Here is a 20693-nt window from a genome sequence, read left to right as displayed (position 1 = left end):
ACCAATATAGGCCCACACTGAGGTTTGATAAACGGGCGAAATCAGAATTGATTGTGTCGCCGTTGTTATTAATCGGCGCTCGCTGATTCCGACCAGAATCGGTCGGCCCGTTATTCCTGAGGACCGCGCAACCCAGCCCAGGCAGGCGACAACGCGGGTCCGAGCGCGAATAGATCCAGCACGCGTGCGACGGTGTGGTCGACCATCTGATCGATTGAGGTGGGCTGATTGTAGAAAGCAGGCAGGGGCGGGAAAATCACGCCACCCATTTCGGTCACCGCCGTCATATTCCGCAGATGCGCGAGGTTGAACGGCGTTTCGCGCACAAGCAGGACGAGCCGGCGGCGCTCTTTCAGCGTGACGTCGGCGGCGCGGGTGATCAGGTTGTCCGAAAAGCCATGTGCGACGCTTGCGAGCGTTCGCATGGAACAGGGGGCGACGACCATGCCGTCGGTGGCAAACGAGCCGGACGCGATGCTCGCGCCGACGTCGCGCACAGAATGGACGACATCCGCGAGCGGATGCACGTCTTCTTTGCTCAACTGGAGTTCGTGCTGGATATTGAGCCAGCCTGCGCTCGAAATCAGCAGATGGCTCTCGACGCCGCCGAGCCTGCGCAGCGTTTCAAGCAGCCGGATGCCGTAGATGGCGCCGGTTGCACCGGTGATCGCGACGATCAGCCGGCGGGGCGCCGCAGCGCGTGTTTCCATGGCTCGCGGCGCCTTATCGGGAAATGCGGGGGGAACAAACGTCCGGACGAGGCCGATCAGGCCGCGGCGAACAGCTGCTGGAGTTCGCCCGATTCGTACATTTCCATCATGATGTCCGAGCCGCCGATGAACTCGCCCTTCACGTAGAGCTGCGGAATGGTCGGCCAGTTCGAGAACGTCTTGATGCCCTGGCGGACTTCGTCGTCTTCGAGGACGTTGACGGTTTTGATTTCGCCGACGCCGCATGCCTTCAGGATCTGGATGGCACGGCCGGAAAAGCCGCACATCGGAAACTGGGCCGTGCCCTTCATGAAGAGGACGACGTTATTTTCGTCGACGATTTGCTTGATGCGTTGTTGCGTATCCATGACTGACCTTGCGGTTCCGTGATGTGTAGGGAATAGGCTGAAATGATAGCGGATTTCGCTTCGGCCGGCCGAGGGCCGGTTTGAGATCCGCCGGTTCTAGGCGGCAGCGCTCACGCGGCCGCCGCTGATCCGCTCGATTCCGGCGAGATCGCGCTCCGAGCGAACCTGCGCGAAGCATTGCGCCGTCAGCAGTTCGCGGACGGCTTTGGCCTGATCGTAACCGTGCTCGATCCACAGGACGCCGTTGGCGGCGAGCCGCGCGGTCGCACCAGCGACGATTTTGCGGATCGCGCTGAGGCCGTCGGCTTCGTCGGTAAGCGCGCCGCGCGGTTCGAAGCGCAGATCGCCTTCCGACAGATGCGGGTCGCCGTCCGCGATATACGGCGGATTGCTGACGATCACGTCGAAGCGCAACGCCGGATCGAGCGAGTCGTACCAGTCGCTCCGGCTCAACGCGACAGCGCCCCCCGGCCGTTTTGCATCCAGCAGACGGACCGTATTGCGTGTGGCAACCGCCAGCGCTTCGGCCGAACGGTCGAGCGCCCAGACTTGTGCGTCGGGCCGCATCGACGCAATCGCCACGGCAATTGCGCCCGTGCCAGTGCCGAGATCGAGCACGCGCGGACGCGAAATGCCCTCCATGGCAGCCAGCGCGGTTTCGACCAGCAATTCGGTTTCGGGACGCGGAATCAGCACGTCGCGCGTCACCTCGAAATCCAGCCCGAAAAACTCGCGTGCGCCGACCAGTTGCGCGACAGGCTCACCGGCCACGCGCCGGGCTTCGAGCGCGCGGAATTGCTCAACATTCGCGGCATCGAGCGCTTCGTCGCTGCGGGTAATCAACTGCGTGGGCCGCCAGCCGAGCACGTGTGTGAGCAGAATCCGCGCTTCGAGCGGCGGCAATGGCGAGCCGCGCAACAGCGCGGCGGGCGTGACCGGAGTGGCAGAAGTCATCGGCTTGCCGGTCAGTCCGCGTCGCCCAGCGAAGCCAGCAACTCGGCCTGATGCTCGCTGACGAGCGCCGCGATCAGTTCGTCCAGATCGCCGTCCATGATCGCGTCGAGGCGATACAGCGTGAGGTTGATCCGGTGATCGGTCAGCCGTCCTTGCGGGAAGTTATACGTACGAATCCGCTCGGAACGGTCGCCCGAACCGATCAGACTTTTGCGCGTCGCGGCTTCCTTCGCCTGCTGCTCGTGCGACTGCTTGTCCTTGATGCGCGCGGCGAGCACCTTCAGCGCGCGATCCTTGTTCTTGTGTTGCGAGCGGTCGTCCTGACATTCGACGACGATCCCCGTCGGCAAGTGCGTGACGCGCACCGCCGAATCGGTCTTGTTGATGTGCTGACCGCCCGCGCCCGACGCGCGGAACGTGTCGATACGCAGATCGGCCGGATTGATCTCGACCTCGCCGATTTCATCGGCTTCAGGCATGACAGCCACCGTGCACGCCGACGTGTGAATCCGGCCCTGAGTTTCGGTGGCGGGCACGCGCTGCACGCGATGTCCGCCGGATTCGAACTTCAGCTTCGAATAGGCGGCTTCGCCCGCGATCCGCACGATCACTTCCTTGTAGCCGCCGAGGTCCGATTCGCTCGCCGACATCATTTCGACCTGCCAGCGATTACGCTCGGCATAGCGCAAATACATCCGCAGCAGATCGCCCGCGAACAGCGCTGACTCGTCGCCGCCCGTACCCGCACGAATTTCGACGAAGATATTGCGGTCGTCGTTCGGATCTTTCGGCAGCAGCATCTTCTGCAGTTCGGCACCGAGTTGCTCCATCCGGTCACGCGCCGCGCGAATTTCCTCTTCCGCGAAATCGCGCATCGACGCGTCCGTCAGCAGTTCCTGCGCGGTTTCCGCATCGTTCATCGCGTTGCGCCACAGCGCGTAATGCTCGACCACCGGCCCAAGCTCGGCGTGTTCGCGCGTCAGCTTGCGGTATTGGTCGAGATTCGAGGTGACGTCCTCGCGGCTCAACAGGTCGTTCAGTTCGGCCAGCCTTATGGTGAGCTGGTCGAGCTTGCGTTGCATGCTCGTTTTCATCGGACGGGTATCGGTATCGGAGCGGACTCCGCGGGACGGCGACTAGGGGAGTGGGCAGATGCCCTGTCAGAAGCACGTCGCGCGCCACTCGTGCGAGGCGCGGACAGCGCGGCGCAGGCTGCGCCGCTAACGCTCGGTGGAACCGGAGTGTTTGTAAAAACCGCTCATCAGTTCGATGAGCGTGTCACGGCTTTCGCTGCTCGCGTGATTGAGCGCATGCGTGGGACCGTGGATCAGCTTATTGGTGAGCGACTGCGACAACGCTTCGAGCACCGCAGCCGGATCTTCGCCACGCGCGAGCATTTTCTGCGCACGCTCGACTTCGGCGCGGCGCAGCACGTCGGCTTGCGTATGCATGTGGCGGATAACCGGCACGATGCTGCGCGCGTCGAGCCACTGCATGAAATTCTGCACGCGCGTTTCGATGATCGCTTCGGCCTGCGCGACCGCGGCTTGCCGCGAAGCATTGCCTTCGCGGACGATCGCACCGAGGTCGTCGACGGTGTAAAGGAACACGTCTTCGAGCTGACCGGCTTCGGGCTCGATGTCGCGCGGAACGGCCAGGTCGACCATGAAAATGGGCCGGTGACGACGCGCCTTCACCGCGCGCTCGACCGCGCCGAGCCCAATGATCGGCAACGTGGACGCCGTGCACGACACGATGATGTCGAATTCATGCATGCGCGACGGCAGTTCCGACAGCGGAATAGCGCGGCCGTTGAAGCGCTCGGCAAGCCGCGAACCGCGCTCGGCGGTACGGTTTGCGACCACCAGTTCACGCGGATGCTGCGCGGCAAAGTGGGTCGCGCACAACTCGATCATTTCGCCCGCGCCGATGAACAGCACGCGCTGGTTCGAAATCTTGTCGAAGATGCGCTGTGCGAGCCGGACGGCCGCGGCCGCCATCGAAACCGACTGCGCGCCGATTTCCGTCGTGCTGCGTACTTCCTTCGCGACCGCGAAGGTGCGCTGGAACAACTGGTTCAGATACGTACCGAGCGCGCCGGCTTCGGATGCGGTGCGCACCGCATCCTTCATTTGTCCGACGATTTGCGTTTCGCCGAGCACCATTGAATCGAGCCCCGACGCGACGCGGAACGCATGGCGCACCGCTTCAGACTGCGGCAGTGCGTAGACGTGCGGCGCGAGTTCGTCGATGGGGAGATTGTGGTACTTCGAAAACCACTGGATCGCGGCTTCGCGCGCGGCCTGGTCGTCGGTGACGCAGTAAAGCTCAGTGCGATTGCACGTGGAAAGAATTGCCGCTTCAGGCGCCGTGCGGGCGGTGCGGCCGAGCCAGACGCCTTTGAATGTGTCCAGTGCAGGCTTGATCTGTTCGAGCGGAAACGCCACGCGTTCGCGCAGGGCGACAGGCGCAGTGTGGTGATTGATTCCGATCGTTAGAAGCTGCATTTGGGGGCACTATGGTTTAGCCCAATATTATAGCGTTTCCACGATTTCCACATCCTCGAGCCGTCACGCGGTCTCGGCGGGAGTCTCGAGCGGAACCGGGTCGAGTTGATAGCCGTAGCCGTAAAGCGGCGTCAGGCAATAGCCGAGCTCGACGCGCAACTGCAATTTGCTGCGTACGCGCGACACGTGGGTGTCGACGGTGCGCGACGGTACGTCGCGGCCACGTGTCCAGACGACTTCGAGGATATGTACGCGCGAAACGGGCCGCGCGAGATTGCTGAACAGCAGTAGCGCCAGCCGGAATTCCTTGGGCGTCAGGATAACCGTCTGGTCACGGAAGGCGACCGCGAAATGCGCGGCGTCGAACGAATAGCCGCCGATCACATCCCGCCGCCGGTTGGGCGGTCGCCGTAGCCCCGCGCGACGCATCAGCGCGTGGATGCGCGCCAGCATTTCCGGGCCGCGCACCGGTTTGTTCAGGCAGTCGTCGGCGCCGGCGTGCAAGGCGGCGACAATCTGGCTTTCGCGCGGCGCGGCCATCAGCACCATGACCGGCAAATCCGGCAGGATTGCGCGGGCCAGCGGAATCACGTCTTCGGCGCAATGGTCGCCGGCCCAGTTTTCGGTGATGAGAAGATCGAAGAAGTCGGTCTGCGCGCTCTGCAGAAATGGAGCGCTTGCGGTGAAGTGCTGGCACACATGGCCGCCGGCAAAGACCAGCCGGTCGATCGCTCGGGCATGCTGCACGTCGGGTTCGATTAGAGCGATTCGCATGGCGCGGTGTCAGCCTGGCAATGACCGGGGAAGGCTTGGCCGAAGGCTGACGGCTTGCCTAACATCACCCCGACCCCTAAACTCAACCGCTATGCGGAAAGCGCCGTGCCGAACTTCAAAGTTAATGAGACAAAAATGCTAGACGTCTTGGCCCTCTGCGCCCATGAGACAAATCTGAAACTGCGCGAGGTTGACCGCTAATGGGATGGCCCGGCATCGTTGTACTCGGCGTCGTCATTGGTCTCGCCGGCTGGTGGTTGCATCCGCTGCGCCGGTCGAGCCGTGCCCATTGGTGGCTCGCGCTGCTGGCCGGCGTTCTGGGCGCGGCCGTCGCGCGCATGGCCGGCAATGTGACCGGTCTTTTCCATGATGGTGATACGCTCGAATGGCCGGTCTGCGCTGCCGTTGCGTTGTTCGCCGTTGCCGTGACGGTCGGCTTGCTTTCCCGTCGATGAATACTTGCAGGTGACTCCCATGAATGCCCGACTCCCCGAAACTTCCTCCATCCCCGAACGTTTGACGACTTTGCGCGACGCCATGGCGCGCGAGGGCGTGGCCGCCTATCTGGTACCGTCCGCCGACCCGCATCTGTCTGAGTATCTGCCGGGGCGCTGGCAGGGCCGGCAATGGCTGTCGGGCTTCACCGGTTCGGCTGGCACGCTGGTCGTCACCGCCGATTTCGCAGGCGTCTGGACCGACAGCCGCTACTGGGAGCAGGCCAACGCGCAGCTGGCCGGAACGGGCGTCCAGCTCATGAAGATGACAGGCGGCCAGCAAACCGCGCCGCACTTCGACTGGCTCGCGCAAAACGTGGCGGAGGGCGGCACGGTGGGTGTCGACGGAGCGGTGCTCGGCGTGGCGGCGGCGCGGGCATTGACCCAGGCGCTGAACGCGCGCGGCGTGAAGCTGCGCACCGACGTCGATCTGTTCGACGCAATCTGGCCGCAGCGTCCGTCGTTGCCTGCTGAGGCTGTGTTCGAACACGCGGCGCCGCATGCCAGCGTCGCGCGTTCGGAAAAACTGGCGCAGATTCGTCGCGCGATGGCCGACAAAGGCGCGCAGTGGCACTTCATTTCCACGCTCGACGACCTCGCGTGGCTGCTGAATCTGCGCGGCGCCGACGTCAGCTATAACCCGGTGTTTGTCGCGCACGCGCTGATCGGTGTCGATGGTGCGTCGCTGTTTGTTGCAGACGGCAAGGTTTCGCCAGAGCTGGCCGCGGCGCTCACGCGCGACGGCATCAAAGTCGAGCCGTATGCAAAAGCGGCCGACGCGCTTGCCGCATTGCCGGGCGGCAGCACGTTGCTGATCGACCCGCGCCGCATCACTTATGGCTCGCTGCAACCGGTGCCGTCGACCGTGAAGGTGGTGGAGGCCGTCAATCCGTCCACGTTCTTCAAGGCGTGCAAGACCGAGGCCGAAGCCGCCCACGTGCGCGCGACGATGGAGCAGGACGGCGCGGCGCTGGCCGAATTCTTCGCGTGGTTCGAAAGCGCGCTGGGCCGCGAGACGATCACCGAATTGACCATCGACGAAAAGCTGACGGCGGCGCGAGCGCGTCGTCCGGGCTTTGTCTCGCTAAGTTTTGCGACGATCGCCGGTTTCAACGCGAACGGCGCGATGCCGCATTACCGCGCGACCGAAGAATCACATTCGGTGGTCGAAGGCGATGGATTGCTGTTGATCGATTCCGGCGCGCAATACCTGAGCGGCACGACCGACATCACGCGCGTCGTGCCGGTCGGCACCCCGAGCGAAGCGCAGCGGCGCGATTTCACGATCGTGCTGAAGGGCACGATGGCGTTGTCGCGTGCGCAATTCCCGCGCGGCATCCGCTCGCCGATGCTCGACGCCATCGCCCGCGCGCCGATCTGGGAAGCGGGCGCTGACTACGGGCACGGCACCGGTCATGGCGTCGGCTATTTCCTGAATGTGCACGAAGGCCCGCAGGTGATCTCGCACTACGCGCCCGCTGAACCGTGGACCGCGATGGAAGAAGGCATGATCACGTCTGTTGAGCCGGGTATTTACCGGCCGGGCAAGTGGGGCGTGCGGATCGAAAACCTCGTGCTGAATGTGGCGGCCGGGAAAACCGAATTCGGCGATTTTCTCAAGTTCGAAACGTTGACGCTTTGCCCGATCGACACGCGCTGTCTCGACCTGTCGCTGCTGCGCGACGATGAGCGTGCGTGGCTTAACGCGTATCACGAAACGGTGCGCACACGTCTGTCGCCGCATGTGTCGGGCGACGCGCTTGCGTGGCTGGAGTTGCGCACACAACCCATCTGAATCTGAACCCGATCCGCTCGCGGTGGGGCGGCGGCTGGCAGGCAACTGACTTTACGGAGAGCGCATGGCCATCAAGGCAGTCGTGTTCGATTTCGGCGGCGTGCTGATCGACTGGAGTCCCGAGTATCTGTACCGCGAGCTGATTCCCGACGAAACGGAGCGCCGCTGGTTTCTCACTCACGTCTGCTCGATGGACTGGGTGATCCGCCAGGACGGCGGTCAGCCGATTGTCGAAGCCACCGACGAGCTGATCGCGAAGTTTCCCGATCACGAACCCTTGATCCGCGCTTTCTATGAACGCTGGCATGAGATGGTGGCGGGCGTGCTGGAAGAGGGGGTCGCGATCATGGAAAAGCTCGAGGCCGCCGATGTGCCGCTGTTCGGGCTGACCAACTGGTCGGCCGAGACTTTTCCGTATGCGTGGGAGCACTACCCGGTGTTGCGGCGGTTTCGCGACATCGTCGTGTCGGGGCGGGTAAAGCTGGTGAAACCCGATCCGGCGATTTTCGCGGAGATGCGTCAGCGGATCGAGTTGCAGATGCCTGGCATTCAGGCCGCCGAACTGGTTTTCATTGACGACAACCTGAAGAACGCGCAAGCCGCGACCGCGCTTGGCTGGCATGGCGTGCATCACACGAATGCCGCGCAGACCGAAGCGAAGCTGCGGGAGCTGGGGCTGCCGGTTTGAGCGCGCAGTTGACGTAAGAGGCGTCGGCCAGGCAATCTCACTGCCCGGCCGCCTCGACAACTGACAATCGTCACTGTCCCAGCAAATTTTTCAACGCGTTCCCCAAACCCTTCACCGTTTCGCCAGCGCCTTTCGCCACACCTTCCACGCTCACGCCCAACTCCTTCGCGAAGCCGGCGCCGAGTCGTTTCATGATGCCTTCGCGCACCGAGAATTTCGGATCGCGCAAATCTCCGTCCAGCACGAAATGCAGCGTGATGTCGCCGTTGTGTGACTTCAGGGCGGCAACGGCGGCTTTGGTCGGGATCGACATGAACGTGTCGAGCGGATTGTCGCTGTCGGCGAGTTGCAGGTTGTGGACCGTCACGCTGCCGGGCGCGTGCAACTGATAGTTGCGCACCGTCGACTCGACCGTCAGATCGACCGTGCCGCCGTTGATTTGCGCCTTGGCCCCAGCCTTTTTCAGCAGATACGGATCGAGCATCACGATATCGATGCCGCGCAGTTTGCTGGTGGTCTGCGAATCCTTGCTGGCGATCCTGATCCAGCCGCCGAACGACACCGTGCCCGTATGCGTCGGCCCTTTGATCGAGCCGCTGACGTCGACGGTGGTCTGCTCGGTGAGTTCAGGCAAATGGATATTGCCGACGGTCGCATTCGCATTGCTAACCGTCACCTTGAACGCGGGCGGCCCGACTGTCATGTCGTAGAAATGGAATTTGCCCTGCTCGAAACGGATCTGGTCGATCTGCTTTTCGCGCGGCGTGGTCGGTTCCGCGCCGCTGGCGCCGTTCGTTTCCTGATCCGATTTGTTGACCGATTCGCGCAGATTCGGCAGCAGATTCAGCGAGCCGTCCTTCGTGCGCAGCACGGCCATGTCGAACCCGCGCACCACCACGCTGCGGATGTGGATGCGCCGCGCGAGCAGATCGCGGATATCGGGGGTGAGGGTGATTTCGTCCGCCCGCAGCGGATCGCCGGCCGGCCAGCCGGGCGGCGGTTTGAGAAGCACGTTCGTGAGATGAACCGAGGTCAGGCCGACGTCGATGTTCTCGGCGCTGCCGAGCGGGCCGAGGGCAGCGATCACGCGTTCCTTGACTTCCCACTGTGCGAACTGGAGCGCGCCGAGCACCCCGACAACCAGCACCAGCAGGACGCCGCCCACGGCGATCAACCAGCGCTTGCCCTTCGACATCGCCATGTTTTCTCCTCGTCATCACGTTGTGCGTGGTGTGGCTCTGGCCGGTTTTGCGGCGTTTTAGTTCTCGCGGAATACGGCGTTCCGCGAGCATCACGACATGTATCACGCGGTGGCACGCAATGCATGTGCCCTGGCACCCATTGCCGCCATTCCGTTGAGGCAAGCCGCAATGATGGCCCGATGAGTCCAATACAAAACGGGCCGTCTCTCACGGTCCATGTCGACCACCAGATTCAGCCCGCAAAACTACTTGAGCGAAGCGGCCCGCCCAAACTCGGGCAGGGCCGCCAGCCCTACAATCAACGCGCGATTGGCTTGTAACGCAGACGCTTCGGACGCGCAGCCTCTTCGCCGAGACGCGCGCGCTTGTCCGCTTCATATTCCTGGTAGTTGCCGTCGAAGAACGTCACTTGCGAATCGCCTTCGAACGCGAGGATGTGCGTCGCGATCCGGTCGAGGAACCAGCGATCGTGCGAAATCACCAGCACCGAGCCCGCGAATTCGAGCAGCGCGTCTTCGAGCGCGCGCAGCGTTTCGACGTCGAGGTCGTTCGACGGTTCGTCCAGCAGCAGTACGTTGCCGCCCGCGATCAGCGTCTTCGCCAGATGCAAACGGCCGCGCTCACCGCCCGACAGGTTACCGACGACCTTCTGCTGGTCGCCGCCCTTGAAGTTGAAGCGCCCGATGTATGCGCGCGACGGCGTTTCGTACTTGCCGACCGTCAGCACGTCCGCACCGCCGGAGATTTCTTCGAACACGGTCTTCGAGCCGTCCAGCGCGTCGCGGCTTTGATCCACGTAAGCGAGCTTGACGGTCGGACCTTGCACGATTTCGCCCGAATCCGGCTGTTCACGGCCGGTCAGCATGCGGAACAGCGTCGATTTACCGGCGCCGTTCGGCCCGATAATGCCGACGATCGCGCCCGCCGGAATCTTGAAGCTGACGTCGTCGAGCAGCAGACGGTCGCCATACGACTTGCTGACGTTCTTGAACTCGATCACTTCATTGCCCAGACGGTCGCCGACCGGGATGAAGATTTCCTGCGTTTCGTTGCGCTTCTGGTAGTCCTGGCTGTTCAGTTCCTCGAAGCGGGCGATACGCGCCTTCGATTTCGCCTGACGGCCCTTCGGGTTCTGGCGCACCCACTCCAGTTCCTTCTTGATCGCCTTCTGACGCGCCGATTCCGACGACTCTTCCTGCTTCAGGCGCTCTTCCTTCTGATCGAGCCAGCTGCTGTAGTTGCCCTTCCACGGAATGCCGTGGCCGCGGTCGAGTTCGAGAATCCACTCGGCGGCGTTATCGAGGAAGTAGCGATCGTGGGTCACGGCGACGACGGTACCCGGGAAGCGCGTCAGGAACTGTTCGAGCCAGTCGACCGATTCCGCGTCCAGGTGGTTGGTCGGTTCGTCGAGCAGCAGCATGTCGGGCTTTTCGAGCAGCAGCTTGCACAGTGCGACGCGGCGCTTTTCGCCGCCCGACAGATGCTCGATCTTCGCGTCCCAGGCCGGCAGGCGCAGTGCGTCGGCGGCGATTTCGATCTGCTGTTCGGCGTTGCCGTCCGACGTCGCCAGAATCGCTTCGTACTTCGCCTGTTCGGCCGCGAGCGCGTCGAAGTCGGCGTCTTCCTCGGCGTAGGCCGCGTAGATTTCGTCGAGCTTCTTCTGCGCGTTGAACACGTCGCCGAGACCTTCCTCGACCGCTTCACGCACCGTCTGGTTCGGGTCGAGCTGCGGTTCTTGCGGCAGATAGCCGATGTTCAGGTTCGGCATCGGCGTGGCTTCGCCTTCGATGTCCTTGTCCACACCGGCCATGATGCGGATCAGCGTCGACTTGCCCGAGCCGTTCAGGCCGAGCAGGCCGATCTTCGCGCCGGGGAAAAACGACAGCGAGATGTCTTTCAGGATTTGACGCTTGGGCGGCACGATTTTGCCGACCCGGTTCATGGTAAAGACGTATTGGGCCATTTGCTTGCAATAGACGTTGACGACGCCGGCCGCGCGGGGGCGGGCAGTCGTGGGGTGGATGGGTAATCGGTATTAGCGGTGCTCAAGCCAGGCGGAGTGCCTGGCGCCGGCCGGCGCGGTATCGAGCGCGGCGTCGGACTCAGCGACGCCCCGCGCGCGGGCGGGTGGTTCAGCTGGCATTGTACTTCGGGGTGAGGGTGGGGCGGCAGGGGCTTTGGTTTTGGGGCGGGGGCTTCGGGGTTCGAAGCCCCTGCCCGAAGCTCGAAGCCTCAAAGCTCAAAGCCAGTCCGCGACGCCGCCGTGCCGGGAGCATGTACCACTGCGGTGTCGGCTGAAGCTGTAGGTGCCGTCGCGACAGCGTGCGCTTGCGCCTTCCGGCGCTTTGCCGGACAGCGAGCGGGCCGGCGCGTGGACGGTGTTGCCGTCGCGGTTGGTGTATGTATTGTGATTGCTGAGGTCGGCTTCGCCGGAATCCGAGCCGGGGGCCGGCGCGGCGTACGCAAACGCGGCCCCGGACGACACGCCGAATAGCATCGCCAAAGCAGCGGCGCAGCAGAAGCGGACGGTTTTGGCGGCGATATTTTTCATTGTTATGGATGACGTTGTTGTTCTGATTTTTTCTGGCTTACGCGCTTAGCGAAACCTCAATTCGCCCGCCGTCCCGTCGCCGGGTCGAAGAAATGCAGATGCGCTGCGGGCAGTGCCACCTGCAACGCGTCGCCCGTTTTAGGCCGATGCGCATGCGGCAATCTCACCGTCACATCGTGCTTGCCCCAGCGGCCATGCGCGAGGTTGTCCGCGCCGAGCAGCTCGCACGAATCGACGGTGAGAGTCGCGTGAGCCACGTCCACCTGACTCGGACTCATGTGCTCCGGACGAATGCCGAGCGTCCATTCGCGGCCTCGGGCGACTTCATTGCCGATCGCGGCCGCACCCGTTAGCGGAAGTTTCGGGCCGTTGCCGGCGACATCGAACGTCGCGCCGTCATCCGATATGCGGCCTTCCAGCAGATTCATCCCCGGCGAGCCGATAAAGCTCGCGACGAACACCGTGGCCGGCCGCTCGTAGACTTCGGTCGGTGCGCCGATCTGTTCCGCGTGACCCTTGTTCATCACGATCACGCGTTGCGCCAGCGTCATCGCTTCGATCTGGTCGTGCGTGACGTACAGGCTCGTCGTCGCAAGCCGCGCATGCAGGCGCTGGATTTCGAGGCGCATCTGCACGCGCAGACGCGCGTCGAGATTCGATAGCGGTTCGTCGAACAGAAATACCGCCGGCTCGCGGACGATCGCGCGGCCCATCGCAACCCGCTGCCGTTGTCCGCCGGACAACTCGCGTGGCTTGCGTTGCAACAGCGCTTCGAGTTCGAGAATCTGCGCGGCGTTCTGCACGCGCTTCGCGATCTGCGCTTTTTCGACGCCGGCGATCTTCAGCGCGTAGCCCATGTTCTCGGCCACGCTCATATGTGGATAAAGCGCGTAGTTCTGGAACACCATCGCAATGTTGCGGTCCTTCGGCTCCAGCTCGTTGACCACCTTTCCGGCGATGGAAATGCTGCCTTCGGAGATGCGTTCGAGTCCCGCGACCATCCGCAGCAACGTGGATTTGCCGCAGCCGGACGGTCCGACCATCACGACGAATTCGCCGTCGGCGACGTCCACGTCGATGCCGTGCAGCACGAACTGTTTGCCGTCGTAGGTTTTCTTAACGCGTTGCAGAGTCAGTGCAGCCATGCGGTTTTAGCCTTTGTTTGCTTGCTTGATTCCTGACGCGACACGCGCCGCGATTGCGTCGCCGCCGGTCACTTTTCCGAGTCCACCAGCCCGCGCACAAACCAGCGCTGCATCGTCAGCACGACGGCGAGCGGCGGGAGCATCGCGAGCAAGGTCGCGGTCATCACCAGATGCCATTCAGTCGCGGTGTCGCCGGACGCGATCATGCTGCGGATGCCGACCACGGCCGTCATCAGCGACTGCTGGCTCGTGATCAGGATCGGCCACAAATATTGATTCCAGCCGTAAATGAACGTGATCACGAACAGCGCGGCCATGTTCGTTTTCGACAGCGGCAACACCACGTCCCAGAAAAAGCGCATCGCCCCCGCGCCGTCGATGCGCGCCGCTTCCATCAATTCGTCCGGCAGCGTCATGAAGAACTGGCGGAACAGAAACGTCGCGGTGGCCGACGCGATCAGCGGCAGCGTCAAACCGCTGTACGTGTTGCTCAGATGCATCGACGAAACGACTTGAACGGTCGGGAAAATCCGCACTTCGACCGGCAGCATCAGCGTGACGAAGATCAGCCAGAACGCGAGATTGCGGAACGGAAAACGGAAGTAGACGATTGCGTACGCGGAGATCATCGAGACCGCGATCTTGCCGATCGAGATCACCAGCGCCATCACGAGGCTGTTGAGCAGCATGCGGCCGAACGGCGCCGCCGCGTTGCCGCTGCCGTGCGTCCACACGGTCGCGATGTTCTCGAACAGATGCGTGCCCGGCACCAGCGACAGCGGCACGCTGAACACCTCGTGCTCGCTCATCGTGGCCGCGCAGAACGCCACGTACACGGGAAACACCACCAGCACGACGCCGACAAGCAGCACCGCGTGGCAGAAGAGGTCGAAGCCGCGCCGGTTCTCGATCATGAGTATTGAACCCTGCGTTCGATAAAGCGGAATTGCACGACTGTCAGCGCGACGACGATCACCATCAACACCACCGACTGCGCGCCTGAACTGCCGATGTCGAGTCCCTGGAAGCCTTCGGCGAAGATCTTGTAGATCAGCGTGCGGGTTGCCTGAGCGGGGCCGCCGCTGGTAGCTGCATCGATGACGGGGAACGTATCGAAAAACGCATACGTGATGTTGATGACGAGCAGGAAGAAACTGGTCGGCGAAAGCAGCGGCAAAGCGATACCGAAGAATCTGCGCACCGGACCCGCGCCGTCGATTGCAGCCGCTTCGATCAGCGAACGCGGAATGGCCTGCAAACCGGCGTAGAAGAACAGGAAGTTATAGCTGACCTGTTTCCAGACCGACGCGAGCACCACCAGGAACATCGCCTGACCTGCATTCAGCGCGTGATTCCACACGATCCCGTATTTCGCCAGAGTATAGGTGACCAGGCCGATGCTCGGATTGAACAGGAACGACCACAGCACGGCGGCAATCGCGGGCGCGACTGCATAAGGCCAGATCAGCAGCGTCTGATAGATGCGCGCGCCGCGCGTCACGCGATCGGCGCATACCGCGAGCAGCAGCGAGATGGCCAGTCCCGACACGGTCACGAGTGTGCAGAAGATCAGCGTCGTATAGAACGACGACAGATAAAGCGGATCGGCGAAGAGCTGCCTGAAGTTGGCAAGCCCGACAAACTCGCTCGACGTGCCGAATGCGTCCTGCGTTTGCGTGGACTGCCAGAGCGCCTCGCCTGCGGGCCACAAGAAAAACAGCAGCGTGATCGCGAGTTGCGGCGCGACGAGCAGGTAGGGCAGCAGGCTGGTGCCGAAGCTGGAGCGCTTTTCCATTTTTGTTGGGAACTCCCAGGGAATGCAGCGACCTTGATCGGGGCGCGGCGCAGATGAGTGCGCCGCGCCTCGTGCAGGCGAGCGCCTGGCTAGTTACCCGCTTTTTCGAAGCGGCGCAGCAAGTCGTCACCGCGTGCCACGGCCGAGTCGAGCGCCTGTTGCGGCGTCTTCTTCTGCGCCCACACCTGTTCGAGTTCCTCGTCGATGACCGTGCGAATCTGCGGCATGTTGCCCAGACGCAGACCCTTCGTGTACGGCAGCGGCGGCTTGTTGAGCATCTGACGGATGGCGGTGTCGCTGCCGGGGTTCTTGTCGTAGAAGCCCTGTTGCCGGGTCATGTCGTACGCGGCGGTGGTGACCGGCAGATAGCCCGTGTCCTGGTGCCACTTCGCGGCCACCGGCGCCGACGACAGATACGCGAGGAATTTCGCCACGCCTTTATAGACGGCAGGGTCCTTGCCCGACAGCACCCACAAACTCGCCCCGCCGATAATTGCGTTCTGCGGCGCACCCTTCACGCTCGCGTCGTACGGCATCATGCCGGTGCCGAAACTGAACTTCGCGAACTTCCTGATCGTGGCAAGCGAACCCGACGAGTTCGTGATGATCCCGCAATCGCCGCTATAGAACTTCGAGACCGGTTCGTCCTTGCGGCCGACGTAGGTGAACGTGCCTTCCTTCGCCATGTTCTGCAGGAACTGGATGTGCGCGACCTGTAGCGGCTTGTTGAATTCGAGTTGCGCGTCGAGGCCGTCGAACCCATTGTTCTTCGACGCGAACGGCGCGGCGTGCCATGCGCTGTAGTTCTCCAGTTGAATCCAGCTTTGCCAGCCCGACGAGTAACCGCACGACATACCCGACGCTTTCAGCTTCTGCGCGTCGACCTGCAACTCGGCCCAGGTTTTGGGCGGCTGGTTCGGATTGAGCCCGGCCTTTTTGAACGCATCCTTGTTGTAGTAGAGCACCGGCGTCGAGCTATTGAACGGCATCGAGATCAGCTCGCCGGTTTTCGAGTCGCTGTAATAGCTGGCGATGGTCGGCACAAAGGCCTTCTGATCGAGCGGCACGCCTGCTTGTTTGAACACTTCGGTGACCGGAATGACGGCTTTCTTCGCCTGCATCATCGTGGCGGTGCCGACTTCGTAGACCTGCAGAATGGCCGGCGCGTTGCCGCTGCGATAAGCGGCGATACCTGCGGCGAGAGTCTGGTCGTACGTGCCTTTGAAGACCGGGACGATCTTGTAGTCACTCTGCGATGCGTTGAACGCGTTGGCAATGTCGTTCAGACGTTCGCCCAACGCGGCTTCCATGCCGTGCCAGAACTGGATTTCGGTCGCGGCATGAGCCGCCTGGCTGATGCCGAAGCTCAACACGGCAGCGACGGAAAGTGAACGGAACAGCGGCTTGCAACTCATCGTTGTGTCTCCTGATCGGAACGGGCGCGAATGCGGATCGCGCGATTCTATTTATGCTCGATGACAGTACGACGGCGGTCATCGGAAGCCGCAATGTAGCATCGGCTGTCAGGAAACGGAAATGACGGGGAACGGGCGGGCGCTGCGCCGGAAATGAAAAAAGCCCGCTATAAAAGCGGGCTTTCTGAACGCACAATTTGCTGCGACGACCCGTTGGCCGTCGCGCAATCACGCGGCTTAGACGTTGAACAGGAAGTTCATCACGTCGCCGTCGTGAACGACGTATTCCTTGCCTTCCGCGCGCATCTTGCCCGCTTCCTTCGCGCCTTGTTCACCCTTGTAGGTGATGAAGTCGTTGAACGCGATGGTCTGCGCGCGAATGAAGCCGCGCTCGAAGTCGGTGTGAATCGCGCCGGCCGCCTGCGGTGCCGTGTCGCCGATATGGATCGTCCATGCGCGCACTTCCTTCACGCCTGCGGTGAAGTAGGTTTGCAGGCCCAGCAGCTTGAAGCCCGCGCGGATCACGCGGTTCAGGCCCGGCTCTTCCATGCCCATGTCGGCGAGGAACACTTCCATGTCGGCTTCGTCGAGGTCGGCGATTTCGGCTTCGATCGCCGCGCACACGGCCACGACCGGCGCGCCTTCGGCGGCGGCGAATTTCGTTACGGCGTCGAGGTGCGGGTTATTTTCGAAACCGTCGTCCTTGACGTTCGCCACGTACATGGTCGGCTTCGCGGTGATCAGGCAGAACGGCTTGAGCGTGGCTTTTTCTTCATCCGACAGATCGAGCGCGCGTACCGGCTTGGCCTGGTCGAGTTGCGCGCGGACCTTTTCCAGCACGGCGGCGTTCTTCGCGGCTTCCTTGTCGTTGCCCGACTTGGCGGCCTTCGAGTAGCGCGTCAAAGCCTTTTCGACGGTGGCGAGGTCGGCCAGCGCGAGTTCGGTGTTGATGACTTCGATGTCCGACAGCGGATCGACCTTGTTCGCGACGTGAATCACGTTGTCGTCTTCGAAGCAGCGCACCACGTGCGTGATCGCATCCGTTTCGCGGATGTTCGCGAGGAACTGGTTGCCGAGCCCTTCGCCCTTGCTCGCGCCCGCGACCAGACCGGCAATGTCGACGAATTCCACCACGGCCGGCAGGATGCGCTCCGGCTTGACGATTTCGGCGAGCGCCTTCAGACGCGCGTCCGGCACTTCGACGATGCCGACATTCGGCTCGATCGTGCAGAACGGATAGTTTTCGGCGGCGATGCCCGCCTTGGTCAGCGCATTGAACAGGGTGGACTTGCCGACGTTAGGCAGGCCGACGATGCCGCATTTGAGGCTCATGGAAATCCTTCGATGAATCAGTAAGTTGCGTGATGTGCTCGACGCTGTGTGCGGGATTCGAAAAGCCTTCGCGGTGGCGTGGCGGCGGCAAACGCAGCGGAGCGGGACAAGTCACCGAATCGGGGCGTTGGCTCAACGATTGAGTGCGAGTTTTGTCACGGAAAGCGCAATTGTAACCCGTTCGGATCGGCTGGCCGGTGCCCGGCGAGGAACTCGCGCGCATTGCGCCCGAATGGGCGCGAACCGGCGGCGGGGCGCAGCGCCGACAAGGCCGCCCGGATCGTCGCCGGAACCTTATTGCATCCTTCTGACGATTTCGTGCGACCCCTGTAGAATCGCCGAACCGGGGCCGCCAGAGCCCTTTACAGGGGGGCGCAGCGTGAAAATCATCGGATGGGTGGGGGTTGGTTTGGCCGTCGTGATAGTCGCCAGCGCGGCCGCGACGTGGCTGTCGACGGGCTTCGACGAGGCCCAGGCGAATTCGGACCGGCAAACGGTCGATTGCCTGACAGGCCGTCTGACGAAAGAAGATCGGGCGACCATCGCCCAATCCGCCGACAGGAACGATCTCGACACGCTGTGGCATGTCTACGACCGCTATTTCCCGGACTGCGCCGTGCGGGGCGATCAGCGCGATCGCAAAACCGAACTCGAAGCGAGCGCCTGGCGCACCTTGCAAGCCGATCCCGATTTCGCGAGGCTGCGCGAATCGAATGCAGCGATGGCAGCGGGCTCGCATTAGCGGCCGTTGCGGGACCTCGCCGCAAGTCCCGCATTTAAAGGCTCCGTTGCACGCCCACACGCCATTTGCGAACGCGCAAATGGCGTGTGGGTCGATCCGTCCCTCGCACCCCCCGCAGCTATAATGCGCGGATGAACGCACATCACCAGACCTTTGATGCCGCCGTGATCGGCGGCGGGCTCGTCGGCAAGACCGCGGCGCTGGCGCTCACGCAAGGCGGACTGCGCGTGGCGCTGCTCGCGCAAGCTTGCGCACCGTTGCCCGCCGGCGCGTCTTTCGATTCGCGGGTCTACGCGTTGTCGTCGAGTTCGCAGGCGTTGCTCGAACGCTTGCGGGTCTGGCAGGCGCTCGATCTGCCACGGCTCGGCCCGGTCTACGACATGCGCGTCTACGGCGACGCGCACGCCGAACTGCATTTTTCCGCCTTTCAGGCTTCGGTGCCGCAACTCGCGTGGATCGTCGAGTCGTCGGTAATCGAACGCGCGCTCGACGCCGCGCTGCGCTTTCAGCCGAATCTCACCTGGATCGACACCCGCGCTCAGGCGCTCGACTTCACGCCGGAAAGCGCGAGCGTCGGCCTCGCCAACGGCAACGTGATCGAAGCTGATCTGCTGGTCGGCGCGGACGGCGCCCATTCATGGGTGCGCGCACAAATCGGCTCGAAGATGGATCGGCGCGACTATAAGCAAACCGGCGTGGTCGCCAATTTCAAGGCGGGCAGGCCGCACGGCGAAACCGCCTACCAATGGTTCAAGGACGGCGAGATCATCGCGCTGCTGCCTATGCCGGATGGCCATCTGTCGCTAGTCTGGTCGGCGCGTACCGAGCACGCCGAGCAACTGCTCGCGCTCGATCCCGCGCAGCTTGCCGCCGAGGTGGAACGCGTGACCGGCGAGCAGTTCGGCGCGCTCGAATGCGTGACGCCCGCGCAAGGTTTCCCGCTCGCGTTGCAAACGGTGGACAGGCTGGTCGCGCCGCGTGTCGCGCTGGTCGGCGATGCCGCGCATCTGATTCATCCTCTGGCGGGGCAAGGCATGAACCTCGGTTTGCGCGATGTTGCCGCGCTTGCCGAAACGGTCGCGGGCAAGGAGTCGTTCCGCGATCTCGGCGACACGGTGCTGCTGCGCCGCTACGAACGCGCGCGCCGCGAAGACATTCGCGCGCTGATGGTCGCCACCGACGGTCTGCAAAAACTCTTCTCCGTCCCCGGACCGTTTGCGAAGGTTCTGCGCAACACGGGCATGGCCTTCGTCGGCGCGCAGCCGTTCATCAAGCGCTGGCTGGTGTCGGCTGCGTTGGGATAAACCAGAGGCGCGTCAGCCGCGGCTGGCGACACAGGTATCATGAACGGATCGACGCCGTTCCGGTCAGATCGGAAACGTCTGAAAACGCGTAATTCACGCGATTGAACTCAGGAATTCAGCATGAAAAAGACCTTCCGCATGGTAGCCGCCGCGCTGGCGATCGCTGCCGTCACGCTGGGCTGCTCCGCCCAGGCCGACCAGGCCACCGACAAGCTCAAAGCCACGCTGCAAACGCGTTTGTCTGACGTGACGATCAAGAGCATCACGAAGTCGCCGATTGCCGGCTTGTATGAAGTGAACCTCGGCACGCAAATCGTCTATAGCGACGCCAACGGCGATTACCTGCTGCTCGGCGACATGGTCGACGCGAAGACCCGCAAGAATCTGACCGAAGCTCGTCTGTCGGAAACCAACCGCATCGACTTCGCGAGCCTGCCGTTCGCGAATGCGGTGAAGGTCGTGAAGGGTAACGGCGCGCGCAAGATCGCCGTGTTCTCCGATCCGAACTGCCCGTATTGCAAGCAGCTCGAAACGTCGCTGAAATCGCTCGATAACGTGACGGTCTACACGTTCCTGTACCCGGTTCTGTCGCCGGATTCGACCGCCAAGTCGAAGTCGATCTGGTGCTCGACGGATCGCGCGAAGGCCTGGGAATCGTGGATGCAGGACCATCAGGCGCCGACCGCCGCCGGCACGTGCGACACCGCCGCGATCGACAAGAACCTCGCGCTCGGCCACGCGATGAACGTCGACGGCACGCCGACCGTGTTCCTCGCCGACGGCCGCCGTCTGCCGGGCGCGGTGCCGGCCGACCGTCTGGACAAGGAAATGTCCGCGGTGCATTGAGCACGCGGTACATAGTGAGGACAAGGAGGCGCGCAGGGCGCCTCCTTTCGCATCAAGACTCCGAATCTCCC

Annotated in this window: 20 protein-coding genes; 6 read left to right on the top strand and 14 right to left on the bottom strand. The window is 63.0% G+C overall.

Going from position 1 to position 20693, the window contains the following annotated elements:
• Window positions 1–110 precede the first annotated feature (110 nt).
• From BLS41_RS15645 to BLS41_RS15620, 6 genes are all read right to left on the bottom strand, one after another.
• The gene (locus tag BLS41_RS15645; protein ID WP_074766002.1) at window positions 111–710 is read right to left on the bottom strand and encodes a UbiX family flavin prenyltransferase; all 600 of its coding nucleotides are present in this window, start codon (window positions 708–710) and stop codon (window positions 111–113) included.
• A gap of 56 nt (window positions 711–766) precedes the next feature.
• Window positions 767–1078, bottom strand: a complete 312-nt coding sequence (gene grxD, locus BLS41_RS15640) for a Grx4 family monothiol glutaredoxin (protein ID WP_074766000.1) — start codon at window positions 1076–1078, stop codon at window positions 767–769.
• 96 nt (window positions 1079–1174) lie between these two features.
• A complete protein-coding gene (gene prmC / locus BLS41_RS15635) occupies window positions 1175–2032 on the bottom strand; it encodes a peptide chain release factor N(5)-glutamine methyltransferase (RefSeq protein WP_074765998.1) in 858 nt (285 codons plus the stop codon).
• An 11-nt stretch (window positions 2033–2043) separates the two neighbouring features.
• Window positions 2044–3126 carry a peptide chain release factor 1 gene (gene prfA / locus BLS41_RS15630; protein WP_074765995.1) on the bottom strand — a complete coding sequence of 361 codons (1083 nt, stop codon included), beginning with the start codon at window positions 3124–3126 and terminating at the stop codon, window positions 2044–2046.
• A gap of 126 nt (window positions 3127–3252) precedes the next feature.
• Complete coding sequence (hemA, locus tag BLS41_RS15625) at window positions 3253–4539, bottom strand: glutamyl-tRNA reductase (protein WP_074765992.1); 1287 nt, start codon at window positions 4537–4539, stop codon at window positions 3253–3255.
• Between the two features lie 63 nt (window positions 4540–4602).
• A complete protein-coding gene (locus BLS41_RS15620; protein WP_074765990.1) occupies window positions 4603–5313 on the bottom strand; it encodes a response regulator transcription factor in 711 nt (236 codons plus the stop codon).
• Window positions 5314–5513: 200 nt separating this feature from the next.
• On the opposite strand from BLS41_RS15620, the gene BLS41_RS15615 reads away from it, so the two are divergent.
• The 3 genes from BLS41_RS15615 to BLS41_RS15605 all read left to right on the top strand — a co-directional run bounded on the left by BLS41_RS15615 (window position 5514) and on the right by BLS41_RS15605 (window position 8290).
• Window positions 5514–5768, top strand: coding sequence for a hypothetical protein (locus BLS41_RS15615; RefSeq protein WP_074765988.1), 255 nt, complete (start codon window positions 5514–5516; stop codon window positions 5766–5768).
• A 19-nt stretch (window positions 5769–5787) separates the two neighbouring features.
• Window positions 5788–7602 (top strand): aminopeptidase P family protein, encoded by a 1815-nt coding sequence (locus BLS41_RS15610; RefSeq protein ID WP_074765986.1) that lies wholly within the window; start codon window positions 5788–5790, stop codon window positions 7600–7602.
• Between the two features lie 64 nt (window positions 7603–7666).
• Complete coding sequence (locus BLS41_RS15605) at window positions 7667–8290, top strand: HAD family hydrolase (RefSeq protein ID WP_074765985.1); 624 nt, start codon at window positions 7667–7669, stop codon at window positions 8288–8290.
• Between the two features lie 70 nt (window positions 8291–8360).
• Here BLS41_RS15605 and BLS41_RS15600 read toward each other — a convergent pair whose 3' ends face one another.
• From BLS41_RS15600 to ychF, 8 genes are all read right to left on the bottom strand, one after another.
• Window positions 8361–9491 carry a DUF748 domain-containing protein gene (locus BLS41_RS15600; RefSeq protein WP_074765983.1) on the bottom strand — a complete coding sequence of 377 codons (1131 nt, stop codon included), beginning with the start codon at window positions 9489–9491 and terminating at the stop codon, window positions 8361–8363.
• Window positions 9492–9790: 299 nt separating this feature from the next.
• A complete protein-coding gene (gene ettA, locus BLS41_RS15595) occupies window positions 9791–11455 on the bottom strand; it encodes an energy-dependent translational throttle protein EttA (RefSeq protein ID WP_074765981.1) in 1665 nt (554 codons plus the stop codon).
• Between the two features lie 276 nt (window positions 11456–11731).
• Complete coding sequence (locus BLS41_RS15590) at window positions 11732–12043, bottom strand: DUF3761 domain-containing protein (RefSeq protein ID WP_074765979.1); 312 nt, start codon at window positions 12041–12043, stop codon at window positions 11732–11734.
• Between the two features lie 56 nt (window positions 12044–12099).
• The gene (locus tag BLS41_RS15585; RefSeq protein WP_074765976.1) at window positions 12100–13188 is read right to left on the bottom strand and encodes a sn-glycerol-3-phosphate import ATP-binding protein UgpC; all 1089 of its coding nucleotides are present in this window, start codon (window positions 13186–13188) and stop codon (window positions 12100–12102) included.
• 68 nt (window positions 13189–13256) lie between these two features.
• The gene (ugpE, locus tag BLS41_RS15580; protein WP_074765974.1) at window positions 13257–14102 is read right to left on the bottom strand and encodes a sn-glycerol-3-phosphate ABC transporter permease UgpE; all 846 of its coding nucleotides are present in this window, start codon (window positions 14100–14102) and stop codon (window positions 13257–13259) included.
• Window positions 14099–14983 carry a sn-glycerol-3-phosphate ABC transporter permease UgpA gene (gene ugpA / locus BLS41_RS15575; RefSeq protein ID WP_074765972.1) on the bottom strand — a complete coding sequence of 295 codons (885 nt, stop codon included), beginning with the start codon at window positions 14981–14983 and terminating at the stop codon, window positions 14099–14101. The genes ugpE and ugpA overlap by 4 nt, the downstream gene beginning before the upstream one ends.
• A gap of 89 nt (window positions 14984–15072) precedes the next feature.
• Window positions 15073–16398 (bottom strand): sn-glycerol-3-phosphate ABC transporter substrate-binding protein UgpB, encoded by a 1326-nt coding sequence (ugpB, locus tag BLS41_RS15570; protein WP_074765970.1) that lies wholly within the window; start codon window positions 16396–16398, stop codon window positions 15073–15075.
• A gap of 237 nt (window positions 16399–16635) precedes the next feature.
• Entirely contained in the window at window positions 16636–17730 is a 1095-nt protein-coding gene (gene ychF, locus BLS41_RS15565) for a redox-regulated ATPase YchF (RefSeq protein ID WP_046567635.1), read from the bottom strand.
• A 379-nt stretch (window positions 17731–18109) separates the two neighbouring features.
• Between ychF and BLS41_RS15560 the strand changes: the two genes are divergently transcribed.
• From BLS41_RS15560 to BLS41_RS15550, 3 genes are all read left to right on the top strand, one after another.
• Window positions 18110–18472, top strand: a complete 363-nt coding sequence (locus tag BLS41_RS15560; RefSeq protein WP_074765968.1) for a hypothetical protein — start codon at window positions 18110–18112, stop codon at window positions 18470–18472.
• A 131-nt stretch (window positions 18473–18603) separates the two neighbouring features.
• The gene (locus BLS41_RS15555) at window positions 18604–19776 is read left to right on the top strand and encodes a UbiH/UbiF family hydroxylase (protein ID WP_074765966.1); all 1173 of its coding nucleotides are present in this window, start codon (window positions 18604–18606) and stop codon (window positions 19774–19776) included.
• Window positions 19777–19896: 120 nt separating this feature from the next.
• Window positions 19897–20622, top strand: a complete 726-nt coding sequence (locus BLS41_RS15550) for a DsbC family protein (RefSeq protein ID WP_074765964.1) — start codon at window positions 19897–19899, stop codon at window positions 20620–20622.
• The last annotated feature ends 71 nt before the right edge of the window (window positions 20623–20693 follow it).

Origin of the sequence: Paraburkholderia fungorum (assembly GCF_900099835.1) — a bacterium.
GTDB lineage: Bacteria > Pseudomonadota > Gammaproteobacteria > Burkholderiales > Burkholderiaceae > Paraburkholderia > Paraburkholderia fungorum_A.
The sequence above is the reverse complement of the archived record's forward strand: the minus strand, read 5'-3'. Positions and strand labels throughout refer to the sequence as shown.